Here is a 24,734-nt window from a genome sequence, read left to right as displayed (position 1 = left end):
CTGTGCCGGTCACCCTCCCCCGGCCCCTCCTCCCCGCCTGCGCGGGCACAGGCTGGAGGGGAGGTCAGGTCCGACGCCTTTGCCACTTGCTGGCGCAAGCCCACCCGTAGCGATGGGATCGTCCCGGAGCGCGGCCGCCCGCCACCTCGGCCCCCGTGGGTCCAGAGGCGTGCGCGAGTCCACCCGCTGGCGTCACCGCCCGACCGAGTCGCGCAGCGCCAGCAGGCTCGCCAGGTTGCCCCGCGCGTAGTCCGTGAACGGGTGGTCCACGCCGAGCGCCGTCTCGCCAATCGCGACCGACCGCTCCTGGTCGGCGATGGCCCGGTCGAAGTCGCGGCGGTGCTGGTGGATCGCCACGCGCGAGTTGAGCGCGAACGCCACGTACGGGTGGTTCGGCCCCCGCGTCTCCTCGCTCACCGCGATGCCCTCGTCGAGGATGGCCTCGGCCTCGTCGAACCGCCCGAGGTCGATGAGGATCAGGCCGAGGTTGCTCAGGTTGACGCCCAGGTCGATGCGGGCCTCCTCGCTGCCGTCGGCGCGGCGGCCCGCGACCACCTCGCGGATCACGCGGACGGCCGCTTCGAGCTGCCCGGTGTCGGAGAGCACCAGGCCGATCGTGTTCAGGATCGCCAGCCGCTCGCTCTCGCCGGGCGTCGCGTGCAGCGAGTCGAGCCGCAGGGCCTGGCGGGCGTACGCCCTGGCCGTGTCGTAGGCCTCCTTGCGGTACTCCAGGTTGGCGAGTTCGAGGAGCGCGTCGCGGTGGCCGAGCGGGTCGCCGCCGGTCGAGGCGTAGAGGGCGACGGCGTCGCGCAGGGCGGGCTCCGAGGCGTCGTAGAGCCCGACGGCGCGGTAGACGCGGCCGATCGTGCCGAGCATCTGGGCCAGCACGAGCGGCTCGTCGGCGAGCTCGGCGCGCGCCTGGGCCGCGCCCGCGTCCAGGATCTGGCGGGCCGAGAGCGAGTCGGGGTGGCCGGCGCCGGTCGGGTCGGAGCCGGCGAAGATGCCCTCCAGAAAGTCGGCCGTCCGCTCGGCGCGGGTGGCCGCCTGCTCGGCGCGGTCGCGCTCGGCGGCCAGCCGCGCCGTGTAGAACGCCGTCCCGCCGATCGCCGCCAGCAGCACGAGCGCCGTCGTCGCCACGCCGATCCGGTGGCGGCCCACGAACCGCCGGGCGCGGTACCGGACCGTCGGCGCGCGCGCCCCAACGGGGTCGCCGCGCTGCAGGCGCCGGAGGTCGGTGGCGAGGTCGTCGGCCGAGCCGTAGCGCTGGGCGGGGTCCTTGGCGAGCGCCTTGAGCACGATCGTGTCGAGGTCGCGGGGCACGCGGCGGCCCTCGGGCGCGGCCGCCGACGGCGGCGGGGGCTCGGTGTCGCGGACGGTCGCCACGATGCCGCTCAGCGTCGACCGCTCGATGGCGTACGGCCGCACGCCGGCCAGCAGCTCGTACAGGACGACGCCGAGCGCGTACACGTCGGTCGCCGTCGTGATCGTGCCGCCGGTGACCTGCTCCGGCGCCGCGTACTCGGGCGTCAGCAGCGGGAGCGCCGTCTGCGGCCCGCCCGGCTCGGCCGCCTCGTCGACGAGCCGCGCGATCCCGAAGTCGAGCAGCTTGACCCCGCCCTCGGCCGCCACGAAGATGTTCGACGGCTTGAGGTCGCGGTGGACGACGAGGTGCCGGTGCGCGTACCCGACGGCGTCGCAGACCTGGAGGAACCGGTCGAGCCGGTCGGCGACGGACAGGCCGTGCGCGTCGGCATACGCGGTGATCGGCTCGCCCTCGACGTACTCCATGACGAGGTACGGCGTGCCCTGGGGGCCGACGCCGCCGTCGAGCAGGCGCGCGATGCCGGGGTGCTCGAGGCGGGCCAGGATCTGGCGCTCGCGCACGAACAGCCGGACGCGGTCGCCGGCGACGAGTCCCAGCCGCTTGAGCGCGGCGAGCTGGTCGTACGCCCCGTCGGCGCGCTCGACGAGGTCGACGCGGCCCATCCCGCCCCGCCCGATCTCGCGGACGACGCGCCACGGCCCGATCCGCTCGCCCGCGACGGCGGCGTCGGCCACGAGCGCCGCCGCGGCCGCGGCGTCGAGCGGCCCCAGCCCCCCGGCGTCGGCGTCGGCCGCCAGCAGGCTCTCCACCTCGGCGCGGAGCGCGTCGTCGGGGCGGCCGTCGACGTCGCGGCACAGGCGGTCGAGCGCGGCGGCGCGGGCGGCCGGGGCGAGGTCCGCGACGGCGTCGAAGACGTCCCCGACGCGCGTCCAGTCGGCGGCGGGGTCAGGCGGCATCGGCGTCCGCGTCGTCGCCCAGCGAGCGGTGGAGCCAGGCCCGGGCCCGGCGCCAGTCGCGCTTGGCCGTGGCCACGCTGACGCCGAGCGCGGCGGCCGTCTCCTCGAACGAGAGCCCCCCGAAGTAGCGGCACTCGACGACCTGCGCCGCGCGCGCGTCGAGCGCCGCCAGCCCGTCGAGCGCGTGGTCGACGTCGAGCAGGCGCGACGTCAGGCGGTCGAGGTCGGCGGTGTCGGGGATGGCGCCGGCCGTCGTCAGGCCGACCGGGCGGGCGTCGCCGCCGCGCTTGGCCGCGTGCCGCCGCCGCGCGTGGTCCACGAGCACGTTGCGCATGGCGCGGGCGGCCGAGGCGAACACGTAGGCCCGGTCCGGCACCAGCGACTGCCCGGCCATCCGGAGGTACGCCTCGTGGACGAGCGCCGTCGTCTGGAACCCGTCGACGTCGTAGCGCCGCCGCTGGGCGCGCGCGATGTCGCGGAGCTCGTCGTACACGATCGGCATCAGCCGCTCGACGAGCGCCTCCGCCGACGCGTCGCCGGCGGCGACCTCGGACAGGAGCGCCGTCACCTCGCCGACGCGGTCCTCGGGGCGAGGGGGGGCATCTGTGACACGCATGGCGATGGCGGTGGGAGCCCGAAAGTAGAGCGGAGTTGCTGCGCAGGCTAATCGCCTCTCCCGGAGTAACCCCGGCCATCACAGCGCCCTCCAGAGCGTGCCCGGCCCGGTGGGCGAACAGGACACCGCCCCGCGGGCGCAGAGGCCGGCGGGGCGGTTCGGGTCGAGACGGGGCGCCGGGGCTAGCGGCCCGAGAACATCATCTCGCGGTACGTCGGCAAGGGCCAGAGGTCGGCCGGGACGTGGGCCTCGAGGGCGTCGCACGCCGCGCGGACCGCCGCCATCGCGGGGATCACCTCGGCCTGCATCGCCACGGCCTCGTCGTCGGCCTGGTGCGCCGCGTGGCGCGCCTCGGCGAGGGCGCCCGCCGTGGTGCGGAGCGCGTTGACCTGCTCGGCCACGTCGCGCGCCGTCGCCCGGGTGCCGTCGTCGCCGAGCCCGAGGTCGCCGAGCGCCTGGGCCGCCTCGCCGAGCTCGGCGAGGTAGCGGATGGCCGCCGGGAGCACGAGCGTCCGCGCCATCGACTCGGTCGTCGCCGCCTCCACGTTGATCGTGAGCACGTACTGCTCGGTCAGGATGTCGGCGCGGCTCGCGAGCTCGGGCTCGGACAGCACGTCGTAGGCCGCGAAGAGGGCCGCGTTCGCCTCGGTCGGCAGGGCCGCGAGCGCCTCGGGCGTCGTCTTGAGGTTGAGCAGGCCGCGCTCGGTCACGGCCTCGCGGTGCCACGCCTCGGAGTACCCGTCGCCGTTGAAGACGACCTTGGTGTGCTCGCGGATCGAGTCGGTGATGACCTCGCGGACGGCCGCCTCGAGGGCCTTCTTGGAGGGCCGCTTGCCCAGCTTCGCGTCGAGCTTGGTCGCGAGGTCGTCGATGGCCTCGGCCACGATCGTGTTCAAGACCGTGAGCGGGAAGCTGACGCTCTGCGACGAGCCGACCGCCCGGAACTCGAACTTGTTGCCGGTGAAGGCGAACGGGCTCGTCCGGTTGCGGTCGCCCGCGTGGCGCGGCAGCGTCGGCAAGACCGGCGTGCCCAGGCCCAGGAAGCCCGACGGCTTGGACTCGGTCGCCTCGCCGGTCGCCGTGATCTGCTCGAACACGTGCGAGAGCTGCTCGCCCAGGAAGATGGACAGGATCGCCGGCGGCGCCTCGTTCGCTCCGAGCCGGTGGTCGTTCGCGGCCGTCGCGATCGACGCGCGCAACAAGTCCTGGTGGAGGTGGACGGCCTGGACGACGGCCGTGCAGAAAAACAGGAAGCGCAGGTTCGAGTGCGGCGTGTCACCGGGCTCCAGCAGGTTCTCGCCCGTGTCGGTCGACATCGACCAGTTGACGTGCTTGCCGGACCCGTTGATGCCGGCGAACGGCTTCTCGTGGAGCAGGCACACCAGCCCGAACTGCGGGGCCACGCGCTGCAGCGTCATCATCATGAGCTGCTGGTGGTCGGCGGCGACGTTCGCGTCCTCGAAGATGGGCGCGAACTCGTACTGCCCCGGCGCCACCTCGTTGTGCCGCGTGGCCACGGGCACGCCCAGCTTGTAGAGCTCGAGCTCGACGGCGTTCATGTAGGCCAGGATCCGCTCGGGGATCGAGCCGAAGTAGTGGTCGTCGAACTCCTGCCCGCGCGGCGGCGCGGCGCCGACGAGCGTCCGCCCGGCGATCTGGAGGTCGGGCCGCAACGCGACGTACTCCTCGGCCACCAGGAAGTACTCCTGCTCCGAGCCGCACGTCGCGGACACGCGGGTCGCGTCGTCGTCCAGGAGCGCGAGCGCGCGGCTGGCCTGCCGGTTCAGCGCCTCCAGGCTGCGCAGGAGCGGGATCTTGTGGTCGAGCGCCTCGCCGGTCCACGACGCAAACGCGGTCGGGATGCACAGCGTGGCCGAGCCGTTGTGCTCGACGAGGAAGGCCGGGCTCGTGGGGTCGTAGGCCGTGTAGCCGCGCGCCTCGAACGTGGCGCGCAGGCCGCCGCCGGGGAACGAGCTCGCGTCGGGCTCGCCCTGGATGAGGTTCTTGCCCGAGAACTCCGCCACGGCGCCGCCGCCCGCGTTCGGCGTGATAAACGAGTCGTGCTTCTCGGCGGTCCGCCCCGTCAGCGGCTGGAACCAGTGCGTGTAGTGCGTCGCGCCGCGCTCGACGGCCCACTCCTTCATGGCGAGCGCGACGGCGTCGGCGACCGTCTCGTCGAACGGCTCGCCGTCCTCGATCGTCGCCGTGAGCCGCTTGTAGACGGCCTTCGGCAGGCGCGTCTTCATCTCGGCGAGCCCGAACGTGTTCTGGCCGAACAGGGCCTCGACGTCCTGCAGCGCGGAGGGGGCGGGGTGGCCGTTTCCGTTCATCGTGGGGCGGGTGAGCGTGGGCATGAGTCGGGAGGTCGGGAAGTCGGGGGGGGGAGGGCGTGGGCCGGGCTAGTCGGTCGGCGCGAGCGTCATCGGCTCGGCCGGGAGGTAGGTCGTCTCCTTGTGCGTCGAGAGCACCAGGCTCGTCCGCGTGCCGCGCACGCCGGGCAGGCCCTGGACGGTCGCCAGCAGCCGCTCCAGCGCGGTCGTGGTCCGGACGCGCACCTTGAGCACGTGCGACCCGTCGCCGGTCACGGAGTGGAGCTCCTGGACCTCGTCGAGCGCCGCGACACCCGCGACGAAGGCGGCGTAGTGCTCGCTGCCGGTCGACTGCACGAACACGAACGCCATCACGTCGTGGCCGAGCCGCTTGGCGTCGACGGCGGCGTGGTAGCCGGTCAGCACGCCGCGCGCCTCGAGCTTGCGCATCCGGTCGGAGACCGACGGCGTCGACAAGCCGACGGCCTCGGCGAGCGCGGTCCGCTTGGCGCGGCCGTCGCGCTGCAAGAGGTCGAGGAGGCGAACGTCGGTGTCGTCGAGCTTGTCCACGGGCGGCGGGGGAGACGGGGCGAGTGTACCGAGATTCGGAAGGGGGATCGGCTCGGGGGCCTTCGTTTTTTATGTCCGCATCCTGATTTCACACAGACTGGCCGGCTCGCGGTCGCCCCAGCCTCCGTTTCGCTGGCGTCCGGCGTCCAGGCAGCCACGTGCTGGCGGCTTGGCGACCTCCACGGACGCCGAGGGCGCAGCTGATCCTGTGACCTCTCCACCGTGTCATCCTGAGTGACTGTCTGGGGAATGGCGCAAGCCCTCCAAAGGCGTCCCCTCTCCCATTGGGAGAGGGACAACGCGCAGCGTCGGCGCAGCCAGGGTGAGGGGCGACGGGCCGCTAAGGTGCCAGCCGAGCACCGCCGGATGGATTGGCTGGCGCCTTCCCTTGCGGGGGCCCGCCTGCGCGGGGATGACTCATTTGAGGGGAATCGGCTTCCCCAAACAGTCTCTGAGCGAGCAGAGCGAGTCGAACGCGAAGCGTCGGCGGAGCCAAGGATCTCAGCTGAGCAACCCCCAGCTACAGCGCGGACCGGACGCTGTGCGCGGCGGAGATCCTTCGACTCTGCCGCTGCGCGGCTCCGCTCAGGATGACACGGTGAAAGGGTGGCGTTTCTGGTGAGCCCCCATGCTGGCGCCAGTCGCCCCCCACCCCGTCAGCGGCCGAACGCCAGCCGCTCGGCACCTAGCGAGTCGAGGAGCACCAGCCGCTCATCGAGGCGCACGCGGCGGGCCAGGCCGAGCCGCACGCTGAACGCGGCCTCCAGCGAGTCGGCCGCCCCGCCGCACGCCTGGAGGTGCCAGACCACGTCGTCGGCCAGCCGGAAGCGGTCGCCGTCGAGCGCGTAGCCGGTCCAGTACTCGTTGCAGCCCCCGACCCCGCTTAGGCGACCTCCGGAAAAGGTGGCCGTGGCCCCGGTGCCGTCGGGGAGCGGGGCGCCGTCGAGCGCCGCCAGCCGCCACGTGCCCGACAGCACGACGGGGGCGGGGCTGAGCCGATCACTGCTCGCGGCGTCCGGCGGTGGGGCGTCGGGGGCGCAGGCCGAGAGCGCGAGGGCGAGGACGAGCGGGCGCACGGCGTCAGCGCGTAAAGGTGGACGGCTGGCCGTTCTCGTCGAACAGCACGAGCCGGGTGTCCGAGACCTCGATCTCGCCGCCGCCGAACGGGCTCCAGTACGCGGTCTCAGGGACGCCGTCGGCGCACCCGGTGTCGTCGGCCGCGAGCTCGCGGATCTGGAACGCCGCGCCGTCGAGCGCGAACGTGCCCCGGAAGGTGCGGCACGCGACCGTCGCCTCGACCGTCGAGTCCCGAAACGCGACCTCGACCGAGGGCAGGGGAGAGGGCGCGTAGGGCGAGTCCGACGACGCCAGCCGCCAGCGCCCCCGCCGCAGCGCCGCCGCGTCGACCGACCGCTCGGGGTGCGCGCGGAAGACCAGCCGCACCGCGCCCGCCGAGTCCGCGAGCGCCAGCCGGTCGCCGTCGCGCGCGACCGTCCGCACCGCCTCGAGCGCCGCGTAATACGCCGTCTCCTGCTGGCCGATCGGATCGACGCACCCGCGCTGGGTCGACATCACGGGGCCGCCCGTGGTCAGCCGCCACCGCTCCGGGCCGAGCGCGGCGAGCCGGTAGCCGCCGCCGAACCAGTTGCAGCCGGAGTACCCGCCGAACTGGTCGAACCCGTCCTCGGGGCCGGGCCCCAGCGGGTCCGAAGAGAACCGCAGCGTGGCGACCGTCGCGTCGAGCGCGGGCGCCCCGTCGAGCGTCACCAGGTCCCACGCGGTGTCGTCGAGAGGTCCTGGCTCGCGGGGCGGGTCGGCCCGGAACGTCGCGAGCGTGTCGGCGCCCCGGACGAACGCCAGCCGCCGCCCGTCCCGCACCACGCGCGGCGCCGCCAGCAGCGACGCCGCCAGCGCCCGGGCCTGCGCGATCTCGGCGTCGGTCGACAGCCGCGTGTACTCGTACGGCGCCCGGACGCGCAGCGTGTCGCCGTCGAGCCGGTACGGCGCGTGGAGCCGGCCGACCCCGCTCTCGCCTCTCAGCAGCGACCACCCGGCGAGCTCCGCCGGGTACGGCCGGTCCCACAGGTCGCGCTCGGCGGGCGCCTCGCTGAACACCAGGACGGGCCGCACACCCTCGACGGGCGCCTCACCCCCCAGCGACGCCAGCCGCCACTGCGTGTTTTGGAATGGCGGATCGTCGGGCACGGTCACCGGGGCCGGGTCGCCGGACACCGGCACCGGGCCATCCGACGGAGACGGGCTGCACGCGGCAAGCGCGAACCCGACCAGGGTCGACGAAGTCAGCGCGAGCAGGCAGAGGGCGGGGGAGAGGGGCATGGCAGGACGGGGAGCCGCCCAACAACGACGGCGCCGACGATTTGGCGCGTCCGGGCGTTCTCCGACGCATCCATGCACGTGGGATCGCCGATGATGAACCCCCCGCCTACGACGTCCCCTCTCCCATGGGGAGAGGGACAGGGTGAGGGGTGCGCCGGGCGCTGCGCTGAGGGCCGTGTAGCCGAGCACCGCGCCCCGCCCTCACCGGACATCCCCCACCCCTTCGGGGCACCCCCTTCAAAGGGGGACGGTGGGGAGGATCCGCCTGCCGACTGCATCCCTCGGGCCCGTCGCCGACTCCCGATGCCCGCGCGCGTCGCCCTCGCTCTCCTCGCGCTCCTGGCCGCCAGCGGCTGCCGCTCCACGCCGCCGCCCGAGCGCGGCGTCATCGGCCAGGTGTCCGCCTATTACACCGTCGAGCCCGACACCGGCCGGCTCGTCGAGGGCTGCCCCGACGGCGGCCCCGTCACCGTCGTCCTCGACACCGTCGCCGTCGCCGACGACCGGCTGACCGTCGTCGGCACGGCCGAGATCGAGGGGCGCGGCGGTGTCGGCTGGGTCCGCTTCGAGTCCGCCTGGGAGCGGACCGGGATCCCCGCCCCGCCGGAGGCCCGGCCCCGGCCCGGCCCCGCGCCGTGGGCTCCACCGTCGCTCCCCGACACCGCGCTCGCGTACGGCGCCCCCCTCACCCGCAGCGGACGGTTCGCTCTGCGGGCCCCGCTCGCGGAGGTCCGCGCCGACACCCTGTTCGTGGCCTACACCTGCGTCCCCAGCGACGACTGGGTCCGGATCCCGGTCGCCGACCTGCTGGCGGGCACCCGGTTCGCGGCGTCCGAGCCCGGCGCCGTCCCCAACCCCGAGGCGCGCGGCGTCGACGGCCTGCGCCTCCTCGACCCGCCGACCGCGAGCCCCGGCGACTCCGTGAGGCTCGTGCTCGCGTACCGCCCGCTGGCGCCGAGCACGATGTTTCCGCCCGACCCGGACGCCCCCGTCCGGAGCCCCTCTGTCGGGACCGACTGCCTCGGTCGGCTGGAGCGCTGGGCCGACGGCTGGCGCGAGGCCCCGCGCGCGCTGTGGCGCGACCCCGACGACGACCGCTTCGGCTGCACCGCCCAGGGCCTGGCCTTCGACGGGCCCGGCGAGCGCCCGGTCGTCTGGCGGCTCGCGCCGACCGCCCCGCCCGGCCGCTACCGCTGGTGCCTCGACGCCTCGACCGAGCGCGCCGGCCCCCGGGTCGTCCGCCCCGTCTGCTCGACGGCCTGGACCGTCCGCTGACCCGTGCAGGGTGAGAGCGTCAGGTCGACGCGGTCACCCGCCGCGCCGCCTCCACGAACCGTTCAGCGTCTGCGAGCAAGTCGGTCGCGGCCGAGAGGTCCGTCACAGCGAACGCGTCGTAGTCGGCCCGCTCGCGCACCTGCGCCGCATGGGGGAGGGTGCGGCCCACCTGCTCGGAGACCAAGCCCGTTGTGACGTAGTGCGCCCGGAACCGGCCGTGCGTTCCTCGATGGGTCCTCGGACGCTCGCCCTGCGCGTCGAGCGCGGCCTGCGCCGCGTAGAAGCAGGCGTAGTACGACCGGTTGACCGCCGTCTCCGAGTCGCCCAGGCCCACGGCCGCGGCGGCCGACCGGAGCGCGCGGTCCGCCTTGTCGAAGAGCGCCGTCTGGAAGGCCGTCACAGCTCGACCCCGTCGGCCGTGGCGTTCCGCATGAACGGACGCCGCTCGTCGGCCACTTCCTCCGCACTGAACGGCTGCATCGAGACGTGGAGGCCGTACGTGTCGAGTGCGTCGAGCGCGACGGGCAACAGGCGCTCTTTGATCTCCAGGGAGGCCTCGTAGCCACCCCGGAGCACCACGAGCAGGTCCACGTCCGAGTCCGGCCGGGCGTCGCCGCGGGCCCGCGAACCGTAGAGGACCACCCGGTCGAGGCGGTCGCCGTAGAGCGCCACCAGCCGGGCCTTCGCCTCGGCGAGGGCGGCCCGGACGTGGGGCGGGGTGGAGGGGGGGAGCGTGCCGGTCACGCCCCAAGGTAGGACGGCCAGCCGATGGGCCAGGTCCGAGGCGGGCGAGGAGGCCCGTGCGGACCGCCGGGGCGAGGAGACGCCCGCGCCGGTGTGTGACAGGCGGCGACACCGGCGACTAGGAATCGGCCCCGATTGGACGATATTCACCCGTCCGGCGACGCCGCGCCCTCCGGCACCCCTCCTCGCCCGGCGGACACCCCCTCTCACCCTCCGCTCCCCTCATGGCCGAGTCCCGCTCTGGAGCCGCCACCGCCATCATCGCCGTCGTGGCCCTCCTCGCCATCGTCGCCATCGTCTGGCTCGTCTTCTTGCGCGGCGGCCCCGACGCCGGCGGCCCGGACGTCGACGTCGACATCAACGTCGACGACGCCGTCGAGAGCGTCACGCCCGAATAACCCCACCACCCCTATGGACACCCCCCAAGACCCCCGCGCGCCCGGCACCCCGCCCTCGGGCACCCCGCCGCCCGACGCGGCTTCGACGCCGGGCTCCGTCCCCGGACAGACGCCCCAGGCGCCCCCGCAGCCCGCGGTCCAGCAGATCAACGTCCGCACCGAGGCCGCGCCGCGGTCCGGCGGCGGCGGGACGGCCGTCATCGTCGGCATCGTGGCGCTCCTGGCCCTGCTGGCCGTCGTCTACTTCGTGTTCATGAACAACGAGACCTCGCCGACCGAGGTCGACGTCAATCTGGAGGTCCCCGAGATGCAGGCCCCCGAGATGCCCGACGTCACCATCGAGGTCCCGGAGGTCGAGATCCCGGAGGTCGAGGCCCCCGACATCAACATCGAGGTGCCCGAGGGGGACGGCGAGTAGGCCCTCTGTCGAGTCACGCGGGCCACGACGGCGCCTCCGGGCCGACCGTCGTGGCCCGTTTCTCGTGGGTCCCTCCCCGAGCCGGCCGCCCGCGCGAGCGTGCGTGGAGGCGTGCTTCTCCGGCTGGCGGGAGCCCTATGCGATCCTCCCCTCCAGCCTGCCCCCGCGCCGGCGGCGTGGGCGTGGGCCTCTCGGGCTGGCGAGCCCCCCCACGCGAGCCTCCCCTCCCAGACGCCGGGCCGTTCCGTGCGAAGCGCGGCCCCCTCCACCCTGTCATCCTGAGCGGAGCGAAGGATCTCGACGCCAGCGTGTCGAGCCTTCAGGACCGGATGTCTGGACTGGAGGCCTCGCGTCGAGATCCTTGGCTGCGCCTTCCCTCCGGGCGCGCAGTCGCTCGGGATGGCGAGTCTGGGGAGGACAGAGCTAGAACGTTCCAGCGCTGCCTCCCAGACGGGGGGGCGGGGGAGGGTGACCGGCTGGCGCCAGCGGTTGGGGTGGGCGCTCCAGGCTGGCGAGATCCCCACGCGATCCTCCCCTCCCAGACGGGAGGGGCCGGGGGAGGGTGACCGGCACAGCGCCCACGGCAGGCAGGGAGACGCCGGGCCGCGTTAGCTTGCGGCCGCGCCGCGGGCCTGTAGCATAGCGGTTGAATGCAGTCGGCTCATAACCGAACGATCGTAGGTTCAAATCCTACCAGGCCCACCTCGTCCTCTAGCCGGCTTACGTCGAGCGAAGAGCGAGTCCTCATCTCATGGGCCGTTCGCACGCCGCCAGTCACAATCGCTCCTCCGAGGCATCGACAGTTCGGCTGGCAGCACGCACCGGCGTTCGGCGCCCCCCCTCAGTCGCCCAGCGCGTGGATGTTCAGCTGGCCGCGCTCGAACCGGAGCGTGTCGGCAAGCGCTCGGTACGGACTGTCTCGGAAAGAGTCGTCCACGACGACGGTCGCCTCGAACGTGCCATGGAGTCCCCCGCCGTCGCTCTCGACGAGGACGACCTCGCCGCCGACAGAACGGTAGCGGGCGGCGACCGCGTCTCCCTGCACCTCAGACACGTACAGCCCTTGGTGGAACCGCGCCGTGCCAAGGCCGAACGTGCCCACCGCGACCGTGTCGAGCTTGAACGAGACGGGGTCGGTGTAGTGGGAGGAACGCTCAGACAGGACGGCCCCATACACGTTGTAATAAGGGGCGTGTTGGTCGCGCGCGACGTACGCGCTGTCGGACCACAGCACCCCGTTGACGAAGGCTGAGAGCGTAACGAGCCGGGCGGCCTCATGCCCGGTGGGCGGGCCGGCGTCAAGCGGCACGACGGGGTCGCAAGCGGCGACCACGGCACACATCGAGACGAGGAGAACGAGGGGGCGCACGGCGGGAAACGTCACAGGGTGAGGCGATGCATCCTACGATATGGAATCAATCGGTCCGTACTCGGTCTCTGGGACCTGAACCCCCGAACTGATGTCTCGGGCTGGACGTGGAATGTTGACTTCGCGTGGGGTGTCTGGGACGGCGGCGTCACCCACCCCGACCGGGCCATCCTCTCCCTCTACACGAGCCTCGACGTCGTGGGCCAAGCCGGATCCTCCATCCTTGTCCAGTAACCCGCTCCTCACCCCAGTGCTCCTCGCGCTCCTCGGCGGCTGCCAGACGAGCGTGAGCACGCCGCCCCCCGAGGTCGCTGCCCCCGAGGCCGCCCCCGACCCCGTGCCGGCCCGCTCCGACTCCGCGCGCCACCCAGACGGCGCTACCCGCACCACGCCCCTCGCCACCTACCGACGGGCGGACCCCGTCGGGGGCATCCATACCTCCGCGACGGCCCGGCTGTGGGGCGCTCTCGCCTTGCGAGACGGCTGCCTCGTCATCGAGATCGAGGGCGGCCAGACGCACCAGCCGGTGTTCCCGGCCGACGAGGCGACCTGGGACGACGCGGGCCGCCGGCTGACGTACGGCGGCCAGTCCTACGGGCTCGGCGACGAGCTCTGGGTCGGCGGGGGGGGGCGTCGCCGACGACGGGGCGTTCGGGCTGGACGGGCCGCGGTGCCCGGGCGCCCGCCTCTTCGTCGTGTCCTGACTTCCGGGCGCCGGCTGGGAGGTCGGACGGGGACATCTGCGACCGGGTTTACCGCTCTGGCAGCCAAACAGGGCATCCCATCGGTCGCTGTCAACCATTACGCTCGAGCAATCCGGCTCGCACGGCGGCGGTCAAGTGTCCAGCCCGAGTGCGATGCCCAGCAACCGATGCAGATAGCATGTTCGGTCTCATTCGCCATATGAGCCTGTTATGCTCTGACCTTAGTCCGGGCTCGTACGCCGGCCTGTACCTCTTGGTAAACGGGAACTTCCATCTCCGGAGCCGCCTCGATCGTCGCGACGAGCGCGTACGGCACGACAAGTGGATCAACTCGGTCCTTCTTTTCTCGGTCGTCGCACTTAACGTGGACCGTCAAGGAGTCCCCACCGGTGAACAAGGTGACCTTGTCTCCTTCGAGCACCTCGTGATGTACGGTCCCCTTCCTCACGCCGTAGTAGTCAGCCTGACGAGCGCGGGCGTCGCGTATGATCCACTTGGAGTCTGGCGCCTCGAAGAACAGCTTCGCACTACGCACAGTGCGGACCCGGAGCGGTGGAGGAATAAACCAGGCTAACGTGATCGTGAGTCGTCTCTTTCCCTCCTTGCCTTGTAGCGAACCTGGCAACGGAAGATCCCACACGTCGTCGCCGTCGTGGTGCATAACACCCGCGCCTAGTAACGTCGCGCGGTGGTCGTCACTGGCGAGCACACGATGCGGCTGGACCGCCCCAAACCCAAAAGTGGACGCCAAGGCGCTTTTGACTCTCCTCTTAGAGACGCCTTCCTCCTGGTAGACCTCGTCGACCAACTGAGCCGCCTCACTAGGCCATGAAGCACTGTGGACGAGCATGGCCTTCACCCAGAGAGCGACGGGGGCGTCGTCCAGCGTCCCTCCCCGGTCGGTCGCACGGAGTTCCTGCAGCACGTCTATGATGGACTCTGTCTCCCTGCTTGTGAGCGCGGCGGCGTTGCTCGTTCCGGCGGTGTACGCACTGCCCTGGAGCCCAGCACCCGGGCTAGCCACCAAGTGTCCCGGTGGCCTTCCCGAGGCATGAGCAACCCTCCACCTAGGATCGTCGGAGCAGTACGGGCGGTGTAGAGCAACTCGCCCCCCGGAATGAATCACGTCCGGCTTGATGGATCGATCGGGCCCCGGTCCTCGCCGGGAATACGTGGCAGGGAGCCCAGTCGTCCGGTAGCCTGGGTACGTGCGGGGGGCAAAGTCGTCTCCAGAGTAGTCGTGTGAGAGTGCTCCGACAGATAGTGCGTTGAGAGCCTCCGCTGGTGCAAGGATCCTCCGGTTTCGTTGATCCCTGTGCGACTCTGCTACCAGAGCGCGCTCCAAACTCTCAGGTTCGGTGAGTTCCCCAAAAATGTCTACGTCGGCGGAGGCTCCGAGGGGCGTCGGGTCCTCTCGGTAGTTGCCTGCGCTGACAACGAAGAGTACCTCATACTCGTAGGAGAGCCAATCGATGAGCCGAGCGAGCGGGCTCATCGTCCCTAGAAAAGGGCGGTACTCCTCGCCAACAGAGAGATTGATGACCTTGACCGTAGGTGCGGTAGGGTCGTCGCCCTCGAACATCCGTCGGACGGCCCGGTGGATCACGTCTACCGGAAGCTCCGGGACAACTTCTCGTCCAGAACCCGACGGGTCCGGGCGGAGGATGGGGTAAACGTAGACGGGTTTTCGAAGAGGCCTGGTCTCCCCATTCGCGTCACCATGCACGACCAACGATGCCATGGCGGTGCCGTGGTTTCTGTCGGCGACTAGGTACGTCTCCTCAACATCCGGTTCAACGTCGACGATGAGCCTCCCCGCAAGCCACGCGTGGTTTTGAAGTGGAAGTCCATCGAAGATGGCGATGACTGGAGACCCCTCTACTTGGGTGGTGGTGCTCTCTAGCGGAGCCGATGCGCCAGGCTCGGAGGGCGTTTCATCGTCCGCTTCATCTCGGATGGGTGCCGCCATCTGGCCTGCGGGTCTCAAGAATTGAACGCCGACCTCTTGGACTAGAGCATCGCTCGCTTCACCGTCGTGGCGGAGCCGTTCCAAGTCGTCCAGGATCGCTCGGGCCCGATTCGCCGGCAGGACCGCAAGAAGCGCGTGGTACTTGATCTGTTGCAACTCGCAGCGGCTGGCCACCTCGCCGCCAGCGACTTCGATAGCTTGGCGAACCTTTTGCTCTCGTTCGTCGCGCTCGCCCGCGTCGGGAGCGAAGAACAACTCGACTTCAACCGGTAAGTCGTCAACTCCGTGGTCGAGCCTGTGCTGGAAGTCCTCCTCAAGTCCTGTCTCCAGGACTCGGTCCCGGGGGCCCCAAACCCTTACATCCCTGAGCCGAGAGAACACGTCCGCCCACCGCGCCTTTCCGTACCCGAGGGGTTCATTGGCTTTCCACCGTTCATAGAGGGCGACAACCTGGTCCAGCGACTCACGGTTCGACGATGTCAGGTAGACCCGCTCTGGCACATAGCCGTCCACCCGGTCACCAGCATGGTCTCCGCTTTGTACTTGGGGAAAGAAGTCGTCGTTGGCTCGCCCTTCGTTCTCGCCCACCTGAACAATGTTCAGCCCCGTGTGCCGGATCGCTGTCGGGAAGTCTTTGACGTCGTCGGCTATCTCGAACACCAAGACGGCCTCTGGATCATTCCCGTCCGCCGACGCGCTCAGCGTGAGGGAAGCTTTTTGAAGCGCCTCGAACTTCGGTCCGAGCCTCTCCTCCTGACGCTCATCTGTGGGGAGGTGAGTCTTATTCGACTTCACCGGTCGTCCGATCCGGCTCCTCTCTTCCAACCTCTTGGGCGGGAACAGCAGGTTTTTCTTATGGGCCATCGAGGTCGTCGGATTTCGCGTGTCGGATGTCATTCGCGGATACCCGCGCCTTCATCGCCCTAGTGAACAGTTTGCTTGCCTCTTTCCTCGATAGCGGTGCTGCGAGCACGTAGCGACGCATCGAGTCGAGGGCGACCTGCTCCACGTCAGCGTAGCTCGCCCCAGCAAGTGTACGAAGCGAGTTAGGGTGAGGAACCTCAGCCGGAAAGTTCAGCCGGTCAAACAACTCCGCTACCCATGATCGGACTTGAGCAGGAGACGGCGCGGGGAGATTTAGCACGACCTCGAAACGTCGCCACGCTGCTCGGTCAAGGAGCTCGGGATGGTTCGTCGCTGCAATGCTGACGACGTAGCTGGGGAGCGCGTCAATCTGGAGCAGGAGCGTGCTGACAACTCTCTTGACCTCGCCGGTTTCGTTATCGTCCGACCGCTCTTTGCCGACAGCGTCAAATTCGTCGAAGAACAGGACGCCGGGGCGAGACCGCACGTAGTCGAACATTTGCCCTATTCGGGCTGAGGTCTCGCCCAAGTAGCTGCCGATTAGTGCCTCGTAGCGAACCGTGTAGAGAGGTAGGGCCAACTCGCTTGCTATCGCCTCAGCTAGCGTCGTTTTGCCGTTTCCGGGCGGGCCGGTCAGTAACACCTTGTGACGCGGCTCCAAACCATACGAGCGGAGGAGGTCTGACCGGTCGTGCTCTTCGATCAACTCGCGCACCACCGCGAGGGTCTCGGGCTGGAGGCGTATCTCACTCAGCGTGCGGTGGGGAGACCTCTCGGCTACGAAGTCAGGTGTGCCTCCCTCGCGGTGGGAACCCGTCGGCCGCCGAGCCCTACTCCGCGAGAGGGCGCTGCTCAGCCTCTCTGCTACGACGTGGTGTTGCTTCGACCGCTCGTCTGCGACGAGGGCCTCAACCGAACGGCGAAACATGGGCTGGTCTCCCTCCGCGCCAGCGCGGACAAGCTCCAGCAAGAGGTCAGAACGGGCCAAAATGAAGGGCGAGGTCCGGCGCCAGAATATAGCCGCCGGGTGCCAACACCATGCCATACCTGTAGGACCTGTGTCGTAGACAGAGCCGGGGGACAGGCCTGGCAGAGACGAGCAGACTCCTCCGCCTGTAAGCCTGTCACCGGCCGTTCCGCGCTGAGTCCTAGCCATACGAGCCCACTCTGGGGCTAGGTGGGCTAGCCGTTGGGGTATACGCCGCCATTCTTGATCCTAAGGCGTTAGTTCCTGGACCTAGAGCTTCCTTTCCTGGAGCTGGAGCCTCGATTCTGGGACCTGAAGGGTTGATTCTTGGACCTGGAGCGGCATTCCTTGGACCTGAAGCGGCGTTCCTCGGACCTGGAGCCTCCAGTCTTGGGCCTGGAGCGGTCAGTCTTCGACCTGGAGCCCCATTCCTTGACCCTGGAGCGCCGATTCTTGGACCTCGCGCGCCGGTCCTGGAAAAAAAGTTAGCGGCCGAGGTTATGCAGTCTCCGGCTCGCGGGTCTGTAGAGGTCCACAAGCCCCCGCCTTGCCATGACCGACCTCCACGCCAACCGCCTCGACATGCAGCGGACCGTGCTCGACGTCCTCGACGCGCACGCCGACGCCTGGGCCCCCGTCCCCGTCATGCAGACCTACCGTGACGCCCTCGCCGGCCTCGTCGCCACCGCCGAGAAGCTCGCCAAGGACCAGGCCAAGACCTCCAAACCGGCGACGGCCACCAAGGGCGCCCTGCGGACCAAGGTCGCCGACAAGTCGTGGCGCCTCTCGCAGGCCATCAAGGCCTGGGCCACGGCCAACGATCGTCCCGACGTAGCCGAGGCCGTCCACCTCTCCAAGGACGAGTTCAACAACCTCCGCGACATCGCCCTCTACACCTTCTCCGGCGTCGTCGTGGACGAGGCCCGCAAGCACCTCCCGGCCCCCGAGGAGGACCCCACCACCAAGCTCGGCGCCTACGGCGTCACGGCCGCCTTCGTCGACACCCTCGACGCCGAGGACGACGCATTCGGCCGCCACCTCGCGGGGCCGCAGGGCGCCATCGCCGCTCGCAAGGGCGCCACGCGCGAGCTCGCGGCGACGGTCTCGAAGGCCCAGAAGCTGCTGAAGAACGAGGTGGACGGGACGGTCGACTTCCTGGCGCTCGAGCAGCCCGCCTTCGCCCAGGCCTACGCCGACGCCCGCATCATCGTCGACCGCGGCCGGGGCCCCGGCGAGCCCGACGAGCCTCCCGCCGACGCCGACGCCGGCTGACCCCGCCGCCCCGACACGACCGCGCCCCCGCCGGCACTCGCTGGCGGGGGCGCTTCTTTTGAATCCGGGCGCGGCGCGACCTTAGCCGCGAGCGGCGTCGTCGCGCACTTCCTGGGCGAGCGCGGCCATGCCCGGGTCGTGGCGGAAGGCGTCCGGGCCGAAGTGGTCGAGCAGCGTCGACAGGAGCGCGCGGCGCAGGGCGCGCGGGCCCGGCGTGTAGATGTCGGTGCGGAGCTCGGCCATGGCGCCCTCGTCGGCCGACAGGCGGAGCGCGGAGAGCGCCAGCAGGCGGTGGCTCTCGGCCAGGTCCGACCGCACGATCGCCAGCAGGGCCGGGACCGCCGGGCGCACGTCGAGGCCGGGCGTGGCGACGGCCATCGAGGCGACCGTGTGGAGCGCGGCGGCCCGCACGTCCGCGTCGGCGGACTCGATCTCGGCGACCAGGCGGTCGCTCACGCGAGCCGTCCAGTCGGCGTCGCCGGCCTCGATGGCGGCGTCGAGGTCGTAGGCAGGGCCGGGCTGGGCCAGGGCGGCCGGGGCGGAGAGCGCGAGCGCGCCGAGCAGGCCGGCGGAGAGCAAGGACTTCAGCATGGGATCGGGGGGAGGGGGGAGGGGGGGGGGGAGGAGAGACGTGGACCCCCGGCCCGTACGGGGCCTGTTAATTTTGTTGCACCTGGCCGTCGGTTTGGGTCCTGCGCCCCTCGGCGTCGGCTCCCCGATTCCGGCCCGGGTCGGGCCGCACGCCCCTTTCGCCTCGCCATCCCGCCCGGACAAAAAAAGCCCCCGCCGAGACGTCTCGGCGGGGGCCCTGAGCCTGTCTAGAATCCCGGGGCTAGCGGACGAGCAGCACCTGCCGCGTCGCCGAGAACGCCCCGGCCGTCATCCGCACCAGGTACACGCCGCCGGCCAGGCCGGCCGGGCGCCACGTCACGCGGTGCGTCCCGGCCGCCGTCTCGCCGTCGGCCAGCACGGCCACCTCGCGGCCCGTCACGTCGTACACCGCCAGCCGGACCCCGCCCGCCTCGGCGAGCGAGAACCACAGGTCGGTCGACGTCGAGAACGGGTTCGGCGCGTTCGCGCCGAGCGAGGTCTCGGAAGCGGCCACCGAGGCCGCCGCCATCGGGGCCGGCGCGGTCGCCATGGCCGCCGCCGGCGCCGCGGGCGAGCACCCGGACTCGACGGTGTAGGCCACGCCGCTGTCCACCGCCTCGTTCTTGCGGCCCTTGGGGACGCCGATCGTGAACGAGGCCGTCCCGACGTTGCCCGCCAGGTCGGCCACGGCCAGCGTCACCGTGTACACGCGGCCGTCGCCGCGCCCGGACCGCTCGGCCCGGACCTCGAACCCGTCGCACCCGACGACGATGTCGGTCGCCGTCGAGCCGTCGCCGGTCGCGTCGGCCGCCTCGTCGCTCGAGACGGACACGACGACGACCGAGGCCGGGTCGATCGCCGTCCCGCCGTCGGTCACCGAGGCCACCAGGTCGGCCGCCTCGAACCGGACCATGCGGTGGTTCGGCGAGGTCAGCACGAACGGGCCTTCCACGAGCACGATCTCCGGCGCGGTGTCGTCGCGGAGGTCGGTCTCCAGGACCGGCACGAGCTGGTAGTCGCCCCGGAACTCGCCGACCACGCCGACGAAGGCGACCGGGCCGGTCGGGACGGCCGTCCCGTCGAGCAGGCCGTCGTCGGCGGACGGCGTCCGGAGCGTGAGCTCGGTCGTCCCGTCGGTCACCGTGTACGAGCGGTTCGCCGCGAACACCTCGTCGTCCGTGACGACGGTCAGCCCGTCGATGCGGACCAGCTCGCTCTCGTACGCCTCGCCGTTCGCGACGAGCTCGGCGAGCGTGACGAGCTGGGGCGTCGGGAGGTCGTTCCCGCGCGAGAGCACCTCGAAGGCCGAGGGGTTGATCTGGCGGAGCCCGTTGAACGACGACATGGTGCCGACGATGCGGAGCGTGTCGCCCTCGGCGATCGTCCCGTCCTCGACGGCCGCGCGGACCGCGCCCGAGGACTGGAACACGGTCAGGCCGGCGCCCGCGTCCTCGAACCGGATAAACCGGCCCTCGGCGCGCGTCACCAGGCCCTCGACGGCCACCAGGTCGCCATCGGGCCGCTGGCGGGCCTCGGCGATCGTGACCTCGTCGGGCGTCGGCGGCACGATGTCCGAGACGGCCCGGTCGAGCAGCGTGTCGTCGAGCAGGAACGGGTTGACGTTCCCCTGGCGGCGCGCGATCTCGTACGTCCGGACGACCTCGGCCACGTCCGCCGGGTCCGCCTCGTCCCAGGCCACGAACGAATCGCGCTGTTCCAGGAGGAAGGGGAGGTCGGCGAGCGCCTCGTAGATCGTGTAGAAGTAGACGCCGGCCCGGGCCGCATTCCCCTCGTGGACCTCGCGCGGCTCGAACCCGAACACCGTCGACTCGCTGTAGCTGTCGCGGTCGGTCGCCGGCGGCGTCGTGGTCGACGTGGTGAACCGGTACCACACGTCGGTCTGGGCGTCGTCGATCTCGAGGAGCGGCTTGTTGCTCCGGGCCGAGTTCACGTTGTCCTTGGCCGGGAACAGGTTGTGGATGTCGCTCCGGGCCGGCTCGTCGCCGGCGCCCTTCGACTGCGGCCACGTGTGCTCGGCGTTGATCCCGTTCTCGAACAGGTACGTGCTCGGGTCCACGCCCTCGGGCAGGAACACCGAGTACCCGGTGTAGACGCCCGTCACGGTCCCGTCGGCGGCCCGGTCGATCTCGCCATACATCACGTCGCGAGCGGGCGCGTAGCCCAGCGTCTGGTCGGGCGTGTACGCCGCCCGGATCGAGGCGCGCAGCTCGGCGCCGCTCTGCCCGGGGAACAGCGTGCCGCGCACGCCGACGACCGCCGTGGTCGTGGCGGAAGCCGAGCCGTCGGAGGCCGAGACGGTCACGGCGTAGACGCCGGTCGTCGAGGTCGTCCAGGCGAACACGCCGGTCGCCGGGTCGATCGTGGCGCCGGCCGGCCCGTCGACGAGCGCGAACGTGACGGCGTCGCCCTCGGGGTCTTCGGCGTCGTAGTCGAACGCGATCGGCGTCCCGCCGTCGACGAAGGCGTCTGCAAGCGCGGCCGTGAACGCCGGCGCGCCGGCCCCGCCGCCGCCGCCGCCCGCGAGGCAGGTCCCGTCGTACGAGCCGAGCCCGCCGAACGTGTCGTTTGCGAACGCGTCGTAGAGCGTGGCCGGGTCGAACAGGTCGGTCGCGTTCGCGTCGCCCTCGCACGCGTCCGCCTTGCGGCGGAGCGTGGCGTTCGCCGTCGACGTGTCGCCGGAGCCCCACTGCGAGCCCGGGTCGAACCCGACCTGCCCGATGGCGTCGGCGACCCCGCCGGGGCCCTGGAGCACGACGGCGTCGTCGCCGTTGAAGAGCGTGACCGTGGACGTGATGTCGGCGACGGCCAGAATGGCCGGGTCGGCCGATGCGTTCGCGATCACGTAGACGTCGCCCGCCGCGAGCGTGCCCGCGAGCGTCTCGGTCCGGCCCGGCGACGTCGCGCCGTTGAAGTACAGCTCGACCGTGTAGGCCGAGAGGTCGACCGGCCCGCCCGTCGCGTTCAGGATCTCGAGCGCCTTGTTGTTCGAGCTGCCCTCGACGTACTCCGAGAAGAAGACGCGACTGCCGGGCCCGTCCGAGGCCACGGTCAGCGTCGCGGACGTCGTCGTCGTCGCAGTCCCGTCGGTGACCGTCACCGTGACGGCGACCGCCTGGCCCTGGTTGGCGTCGGCGGGCGTCCAGGCGAACTCGCCCGTGACCGGGTCGAGCGTGGCGCCGACGGGGCCGTCGGCGAGCGCGAACGTCAGCGCGTCCCCGTCGGCGTCGGTCGCGTCGTAGTCGAACGCGAACGCCGCGCCGGCCGGGATGGTCTGGTCGGCGAGCGACGCCGTAAAGGCCGGCGGCGTGTTGCCGGGGCCCGCGCCGCACGCGGCGGCGTGCGCGCCGAGCCCGTCGAACGTGTTGGTGGGGAACGCCTCGTAGGCGACCGACGGGTCGAACGCGTCGGACGCGTCCGTGTCGCCGGTGCACGAGGCCGCCTTGCGGCGGATGGTGGCGTTCTCGGTCGAGACCCCGTTCGCGGACCACTGCGAGCCGGGGTCGAACCCGACCTGCCCGACGACGTCGGCCACGCCGAGCGCCCCGCGCAGGACCACGGCGTCGTCGCCGTTGAAGTTGGCGACGCTGGAGCTGACCAGGTCGGCCTGCGCCAGGATCGCGGGGTCGGACGACCCGTGGGCGACCACGAACACGTCGCCATCGGCGAGCGTGCCCGACAGGGCCGCCGACTGGCTGACCGTGGCGCTCCCGTTCGAGTACAGCTCGAGCGTGTAGCCCGAGAGGTCGACCGGCGCGCCGGTCCCGTTGTAGACCTCGACGGCCTTGTTGAAGCTGGAGCCCTCGACGTACTCCGTAATCAGGAGGTCGGTCGGCTGGGCGGTGGCGGCCACCGCCGCGAGGGCGAAGAGGGCCGTAGCGAAGAATCGCATGCTGTGTGGGAGAGGAGGGCGGGGGGGCGACCCGCCGATCATACCACCGCCACGGGGGGAGTGGCGCGGACCCATGTCAACCTCATGTAAACTCCGGTGAACCCGGCGCTGGCGGCGGCCGGACTGGGGGCGCTGGGAGCGCCGCACGGCGGCGACGGCCGCCTCGCGGGGGGCACGCCCGTATGACGCGACGGTGCCCACCGCCGGTGCGACCTTGGGGCCTGTCCCCCCCGCCATCCCCATGCCCGAGTACCGCACGAATGCCCGCATCGGTGTCCCCCTCCGGCTCGGCGCCGACGGCGAGGTCGAGATGCTGATGGCGCCGTTTATCGTGGCCGTGGCCCAGGCCGAGCTGGCGGCGCCCGAGGGCGAGGCCTGGGACGCCGGCGCCGGCCACGCCGTGCCCCTCCCCGAGGGCTGGCGCCCGGCGCTCTGGGAGCGCACCGGCATCAAGCCCACGGGCGCCTTCGTGGCCGAGGAGGTCCGCCCCGACGGGACCGCCCGCGGCCCGCTCGTGGTCGCCGTCTTCAGCCTGAACTAGACGCCGACGACTCGCCCGCGCCCCCGGTGGGTCGCAGGCGGAACGCCCCGGTCACTCGGCGTGCTCACACGAGACGCGGGGGTTGAAGTCCTCGAACATCCCGGCGGGGTTGTGGCGCCAGGCCCAGACGTGGAGGGCCCAGCCGCCGGCGGGCTCGCTCGGGTGGAACGTCTGGCCGAACAGCTCCGGCGCCGTCCCGCCGTCTCCCGGGCGGGACTCGTCGTCGAACGAGACGATGTACTCGACGGCCACCAGGCGGAGCCGACCGTTTTTCTGGGGCTCGTAGAGGAGCGCCTCCGGCGTCGCCGGGTCGAGCGCGCCCCCGTCGAAGAGGTGGCCGAGGTGGACGTAGTGGTGCCCCATCCCGCCGAGGACGGGGTGCTCGACGCACTCGCTGACGGCGACGGCGCCCCAGCCGTCGGCCACGGCGCGGTCGACTCGGTGGTAGCGCGCGGTCGCGCGCCGGACGGCGCTGAGGCCGCGGGTGCCGTGCCGGGCGTCGGCGGTCGGGGTGGCCTCCGCCTCGAGGGCGTCGGAGGCGGAGGAGGGGGCCGCCGCGTCGCAGGCGGCGAGCACGAGGAGGGGGGCGGCGAGGGCCGCGAGGAACATGGTTCGCATGGGTCCGGAGGACGGGTGAGTGGGGGGACGGGGGGGCGGTAGGGACCGTGCGTCGATCCCTGGTGCGAGGGGTCATCCGCCCGGAGAGGCACCACGCGGCGGTCCGGAACGGCTTTCCGCCGCGCGGCACCCGCTTCCGCCCGGATCCCCGCTAGCAGGCCACGGGGGCCCTTGTACCGCGCGGCGGGCCCTTTGCAACAGTCCGGGCGCACCCCTCCCGCCCCCGATGCTCCTCCGCCTCCGCAACGCCGCCGCCTCCATGGGCGAACTGGCCCAGCGCCAGGACCGCGTCGCCTCCAACCTCGCGAACGCCAACACCGTCGGCTACCGCCGCGACCGGGCCTTCGCGACCGCGCTCTCGGAGCGGATCGACCGCGAGGGCGCCCCCCAGAGCACGCGCGTCGCCGGCCAGGCCGCCGACGTCGCCCAGGGCGTCCCCGTCCAGACCGGCAACCCGCTCGACCTCGCGCTCGAGGGCGACGGCCTGTTCGCCATCCGCGACGCCGCCGGTCGGACGCGCTACACGCGCGCCGGCGAGTTCATGCTCGGTGCCGACGGCACCGTCCGCACGCCCCAGGGCGACGCCTTGCTCACGACCGACGACCGGCCGCTCACGCTCCCGCCCTCGGGCGGCGAGATCGGGGTGACCACGGCCGGCGAGGTGTCGGTCGGCGGGATCGCGGTCGGCCGCATCGCCACGTTCGAGGTCGCCGACCCCGCCAGCCTGGTCCGCCTCGATGGCGCCACGTTCGAGGCCGCCGGCGTCGCCGCCCGGCCGTCCGAGACGCGCATCCGCCAGGGCTTCCTGGAAAGCTCCAACGTCGACGCCGTCAGCGAGATGGTCGAGCTGATGTCCCACGTCCGCCTCTTCGAGAGCCAGCAAAAGGCCCTGACCTCCGCCGACGAAACGCTGGGCGGCGCCACCCGCGACCTCGGCTCCTTCTAAAGGGGATGGGGCACGAGGCATGGGGCATGAGTCCCG

General features: G+C 71.8%; 20 protein-coding genes and 1 tRNA gene. 7 read left to right on the top strand and 14 right to left on the bottom strand.

The window, feature by feature from the left end:
* Positions 1-192 precede the first annotated feature (192 nt).
* The 6 genes from ACLIRP_RS14765 to ACLIRP_RS14740 form a co-directional block, all read right to left on the bottom strand.
* A complete protein-coding gene (locus ACLIRP_RS14765) occupies positions 193-2,280 on the bottom strand; it encodes a protein kinase domain-containing protein (protein WP_412061227.1) in 2,088 nt (695 codons plus the stop codon).
* Complete coding sequence (locus ACLIRP_RS14760; RefSeq protein ID WP_412061226.1) at positions 2,270-2,896, bottom strand: ECF-type sigma factor; 627 nt, start codon at positions 2,894-2,896, stop codon at positions 2,270-2,272. Before ACLIRP_RS14760 ends, ACLIRP_RS14765 begins: the two co-directional genes overlap by 11 nt.
* 182 nt (positions 2,897-3,078) lie before the next feature.
* Positions 3,079-5,250, bottom strand: coding sequence for a glutamine synthetase III (locus tag ACLIRP_RS14755; protein WP_412061225.1), 2,172 nt, complete (start codon positions 5,248-5,250; stop codon positions 3,079-3,081).
* A 45-nt stretch (positions 5,251-5,295) separates the two neighbouring features.
* Positions 5,296-5,775, bottom strand: coding sequence for an Lrp/AsnC family transcriptional regulator (locus tag ACLIRP_RS14750; RefSeq protein ID WP_412061224.1), 480 nt, complete (start codon positions 5,773-5,775; stop codon positions 5,296-5,298).
* Between the two features lie 656 nt (positions 5,776-6,431).
* Positions 6,432-6,851, bottom strand: a complete 420-nt coding sequence (locus ACLIRP_RS14745; protein WP_412061223.1) for an META domain-containing protein — start codon at positions 6,849-6,851, stop codon at positions 6,432-6,434.
* Between the two features lie 4 nt (positions 6,852-6,855).
* Positions 6,856-8,112: an META domain-containing protein gene (locus ACLIRP_RS14740; protein ID WP_412061222.1), complete on the bottom strand. Its 1,257-nt coding sequence runs from the start codon at positions 8,110-8,112 to the stop codon at positions 6,856-6,858.
* A gap of 303 nt (positions 8,113-8,415) precedes the next feature.
* On the opposite strand from ACLIRP_RS14740, the gene ACLIRP_RS14735 reads away from it, so the two are divergent.
* Positions 8,416-9,387: a hypothetical protein gene (locus ACLIRP_RS14735; RefSeq protein ID WP_412061221.1), complete on the top strand. Its 972-nt coding sequence runs from the start codon at positions 8,416-8,418 to the stop codon at positions 9,385-9,387.
* 19 nt (positions 9,388-9,406) lie between these two features.
* Here ACLIRP_RS14735 and ACLIRP_RS14730 read toward each other — a convergent pair whose 3' ends face one another.
* Positions 9,407-9,787, bottom strand: a complete 381-nt coding sequence (locus ACLIRP_RS14730; protein WP_412061220.1) for a HEPN domain-containing protein — start codon at positions 9,785-9,787, stop codon at positions 9,407-9,409.
* Positions 9,784-10,131: a nucleotidyltransferase domain-containing protein gene (locus ACLIRP_RS14725; RefSeq protein WP_412061219.1), complete on the bottom strand. Its 348-nt coding sequence runs from the start codon at positions 10,129-10,131 to the stop codon at positions 9,784-9,786. Before ACLIRP_RS14725 ends, ACLIRP_RS14730 begins: the two co-directional genes overlap by 4 nt.
* 224 nt (positions 10,132-10,355) lie before the next feature.
* On the opposite strand from ACLIRP_RS14725, the gene ACLIRP_RS14720 reads away from it, so the two are divergent.
* The 3 genes from ACLIRP_RS14720 to ACLIRP_RS14710 all read left to right on the top strand — a co-directional run bounded on the left by ACLIRP_RS14720 (position 10,356) and on the right by ACLIRP_RS14710 (position 11,649).
* A complete protein-coding gene (locus ACLIRP_RS14720; RefSeq protein WP_412061218.1) occupies positions 10,356-10,529 on the top strand; it encodes a hypothetical protein in 174 nt (57 codons plus the stop codon).
* 13 nt (positions 10,530-10,542) lie between these two features.
* Positions 10,543-10,947 carry a hypothetical protein gene (locus ACLIRP_RS14715; protein WP_412061217.1) on the top strand — a complete coding sequence of 135 codons (405 nt, stop codon included), beginning with the start codon at positions 10,543-10,545 and terminating at the stop codon, positions 10,945-10,947.
* 628 nt (positions 10,948-11,575) lie between these two features.
* Positions 11,576-11,649: transfer RNA gene (locus tag ACLIRP_RS14710), tRNA-Ile, on the top strand.
* A 139-nt stretch (positions 11,650-11,788) separates the two neighbouring features.
* Here the strand turns inward: ACLIRP_RS14710 and ACLIRP_RS14705 are convergent.
* The 3 genes from ACLIRP_RS14705 to ACLIRP_RS14695 all read right to left on the bottom strand — a co-directional run bounded on the left by ACLIRP_RS14705 (position 11,789) and on the right by ACLIRP_RS14695 (position 16,841).
* The gene (locus ACLIRP_RS14705; RefSeq protein ID WP_412061216.1) at positions 11,789-12,316 is read right to left on the bottom strand and encodes a hypothetical protein; all 528 of its coding nucleotides are present in this window, start codon (positions 12,314-12,316) and stop codon (positions 11,789-11,791) included.
* 912 nt (positions 12,317-13,228) lie between these two features.
* On the bottom strand, positions 13,229-15,853 hold the full coding sequence (locus tag ACLIRP_RS14700) for a S8 family peptidase (RefSeq protein WP_412061215.1): 2,625 nt from the start codon (positions 15,851-15,853) through the stop codon (positions 13,229-13,231).
* Positions 15,843-16,841: an AAA family ATPase gene (locus ACLIRP_RS14695; RefSeq protein ID WP_412061214.1), complete on the bottom strand. Its 999-nt coding sequence runs from the start codon at positions 16,839-16,841 to the stop codon at positions 15,843-15,845. The genes ACLIRP_RS14700 and ACLIRP_RS14695 overlap by 11 nt, the downstream gene beginning before the upstream one ends.
* Positions 16,842-17,372: 531 nt before the next feature.
* Between ACLIRP_RS14695 and ACLIRP_RS14690 the strand changes: the two genes are divergently transcribed.
* The gene (locus ACLIRP_RS14690; RefSeq protein WP_412061213.1) at positions 17,373-18,092 is read left to right on the top strand and encodes a hypothetical protein; all 720 of its coding nucleotides are present in this window, start codon (positions 17,373-17,375) and stop codon (positions 18,090-18,092) included.
* An 81-nt stretch (positions 18,093-18,173) separates the two neighbouring features.
* On the opposite strand, the gene ACLIRP_RS14685 is transcribed toward ACLIRP_RS14690, so the two are convergent.
* Entirely contained in the window at positions 18,174-18,683 is a 510-nt protein-coding gene (locus ACLIRP_RS14685) for a hypothetical protein (protein WP_412061212.1), read from the bottom strand.
* A gap of 241 nt (positions 18,684-18,924) precedes the next feature.
* Positions 18,925-22,593: a lamin tail domain-containing protein gene (locus ACLIRP_RS14680; RefSeq protein WP_412061211.1), complete on the bottom strand. Its 3,669-nt coding sequence runs from the start codon at positions 22,591-22,593 to the stop codon at positions 18,925-18,927.
* Positions 22,594-22,834: 241 nt separating this feature from the next.
* On the opposite strand from ACLIRP_RS14680, the gene ACLIRP_RS14675 reads away from it, so the two are divergent.
* Positions 22,835-23,134, top strand: coding sequence for a hypothetical protein (locus tag ACLIRP_RS14675; RefSeq protein WP_412061210.1), 300 nt, complete (start codon positions 22,835-22,837; stop codon positions 23,132-23,134).
* A 51-nt stretch (positions 23,135-23,185) separates the two neighbouring features.
* Here the strand turns inward: ACLIRP_RS14675 and ACLIRP_RS14670 are convergent, their stop codons facing one another.
* Positions 23,186-23,752, bottom strand: a complete 567-nt coding sequence (locus ACLIRP_RS14670; protein WP_412061209.1) for a hypothetical protein — start codon at positions 23,750-23,752, stop codon at positions 23,186-23,188.
* A gap of 226 nt (positions 23,753-23,978) precedes the next feature.
* Between ACLIRP_RS14670 and ACLIRP_RS14665 the strand changes: the two genes are divergently transcribed.
* On the top strand, positions 23,979-24,698 hold the full coding sequence (locus ACLIRP_RS14665; protein ID WP_412061208.1) for a flagellar hook-basal body protein: 720 nt from the start codon (positions 23,979-23,981) through the stop codon (positions 24,696-24,698).
* The last annotated feature ends 36 nt before the right edge of the window (positions 24,699-24,734 follow it).

It is taken from the genome of Rubrivirga halophila, from assembly GCF_046845755.1.
Classification (GTDB): domain Bacteria; phylum Bacteroidota; class Rhodothermia; order Rhodothermales; family Rubricoccaceae; genus Rubrivirga.
Note: the sequence above shows the minus strand (reverse complement) of the source record. Positions and strands in the feature narration are given on the sequence as shown.

Bases quoted from the DNA above. Each gene is read 5' to 3' on its own strand.
- ACLIRP_RS14765 (WP_412061227.1), bottom strand. From the start codon at position 2,280: ATGCCGCCTGACCCCGCCGCCGACTGGACGCGCGTCGGGGACGTCTTC.
- ACLIRP_RS14760 (WP_412061226.1), bottom strand. From the start codon at position 2,896: ATGCGTGTCACAGATGCCCCCCCTCGCCCCGAGGACCGCGTCGGCGAG.
- ACLIRP_RS14755 (WP_412061225.1), bottom strand. From the start codon at position 5,250: ATGCCCACGCTCACCCGCCCCACGATGAACGGAAACGGCCACCCCGCC.
- ACLIRP_RS14740 (WP_412061222.1), bottom strand. From the start codon at position 8,112: ATGCCCCTCTCCCCCGCCCTCTGCCTGCTCGCGCTGACTTCGTCGACC.
- ACLIRP_RS14735 (WP_412061221.1), top strand. From the start codon at position 8,416: ATGCCCGCGCGCGTCGCCCTCGCTCTCCTCGCGCTCCTGGCCGCCAGC.
- ACLIRP_RS14720 (WP_412061218.1), top strand. From the start codon at position 10,356: ATGGCCGAGTCCCGCTCTGGAGCCGCCACCGCCATCATCGCCGTCGTG.
- ACLIRP_RS14715 (WP_412061217.1), top strand. From the start codon at position 10,543: ATGGACACCCCCCAAGACCCCCGCGCGCCCGGCACCCCGCCCTCGGGC.
- ACLIRP_RS14700 (WP_412061215.1), bottom strand. From the start codon at position 15,853: ATGGCCCATAAGAAAAACCTGCTGTTCCCGCCCAAGAGGTTGGAAGAG.
- ACLIRP_RS14690 (WP_412061213.1), top strand. From the start codon at position 17,373: ATGACCGACCTCCACGCCAACCGCCTCGACATGCAGCGGACCGTGCTC.
- ACLIRP_RS14685 (WP_412061212.1), bottom strand. From the start codon at position 18,683: ATGCTGAAGTCCTTGCTCTCCGCCGGCCTGCTCGGCGCGCTCGCGCTC.
- ACLIRP_RS14680 (WP_412061211.1), bottom strand. From the start codon at position 22,593: ATGCGATTCTTCGCTACGGCCCTCTTCGCCCTCGCGGCGGTGGCCGCC.
- ACLIRP_RS14675 (WP_412061210.1), top strand. From the start codon at position 22,835: ATGCCCGAGTACCGCACGAATGCCCGCATCGGTGTCCCCCTCCGGCTC.
- ACLIRP_RS14670 (WP_412061209.1), bottom strand. From the start codon at position 23,752: ATGCGAACCATGTTCCTCGCGGCCCTCGCCGCCCCCCTCCTCGTGCTC.
- ACLIRP_RS14665 (WP_412061208.1), top strand. From the start codon at position 23,979: ATGCTCCTCCGCCTCCGCAACGCCGCCGCCTCCATGGGCGAACTGGCC.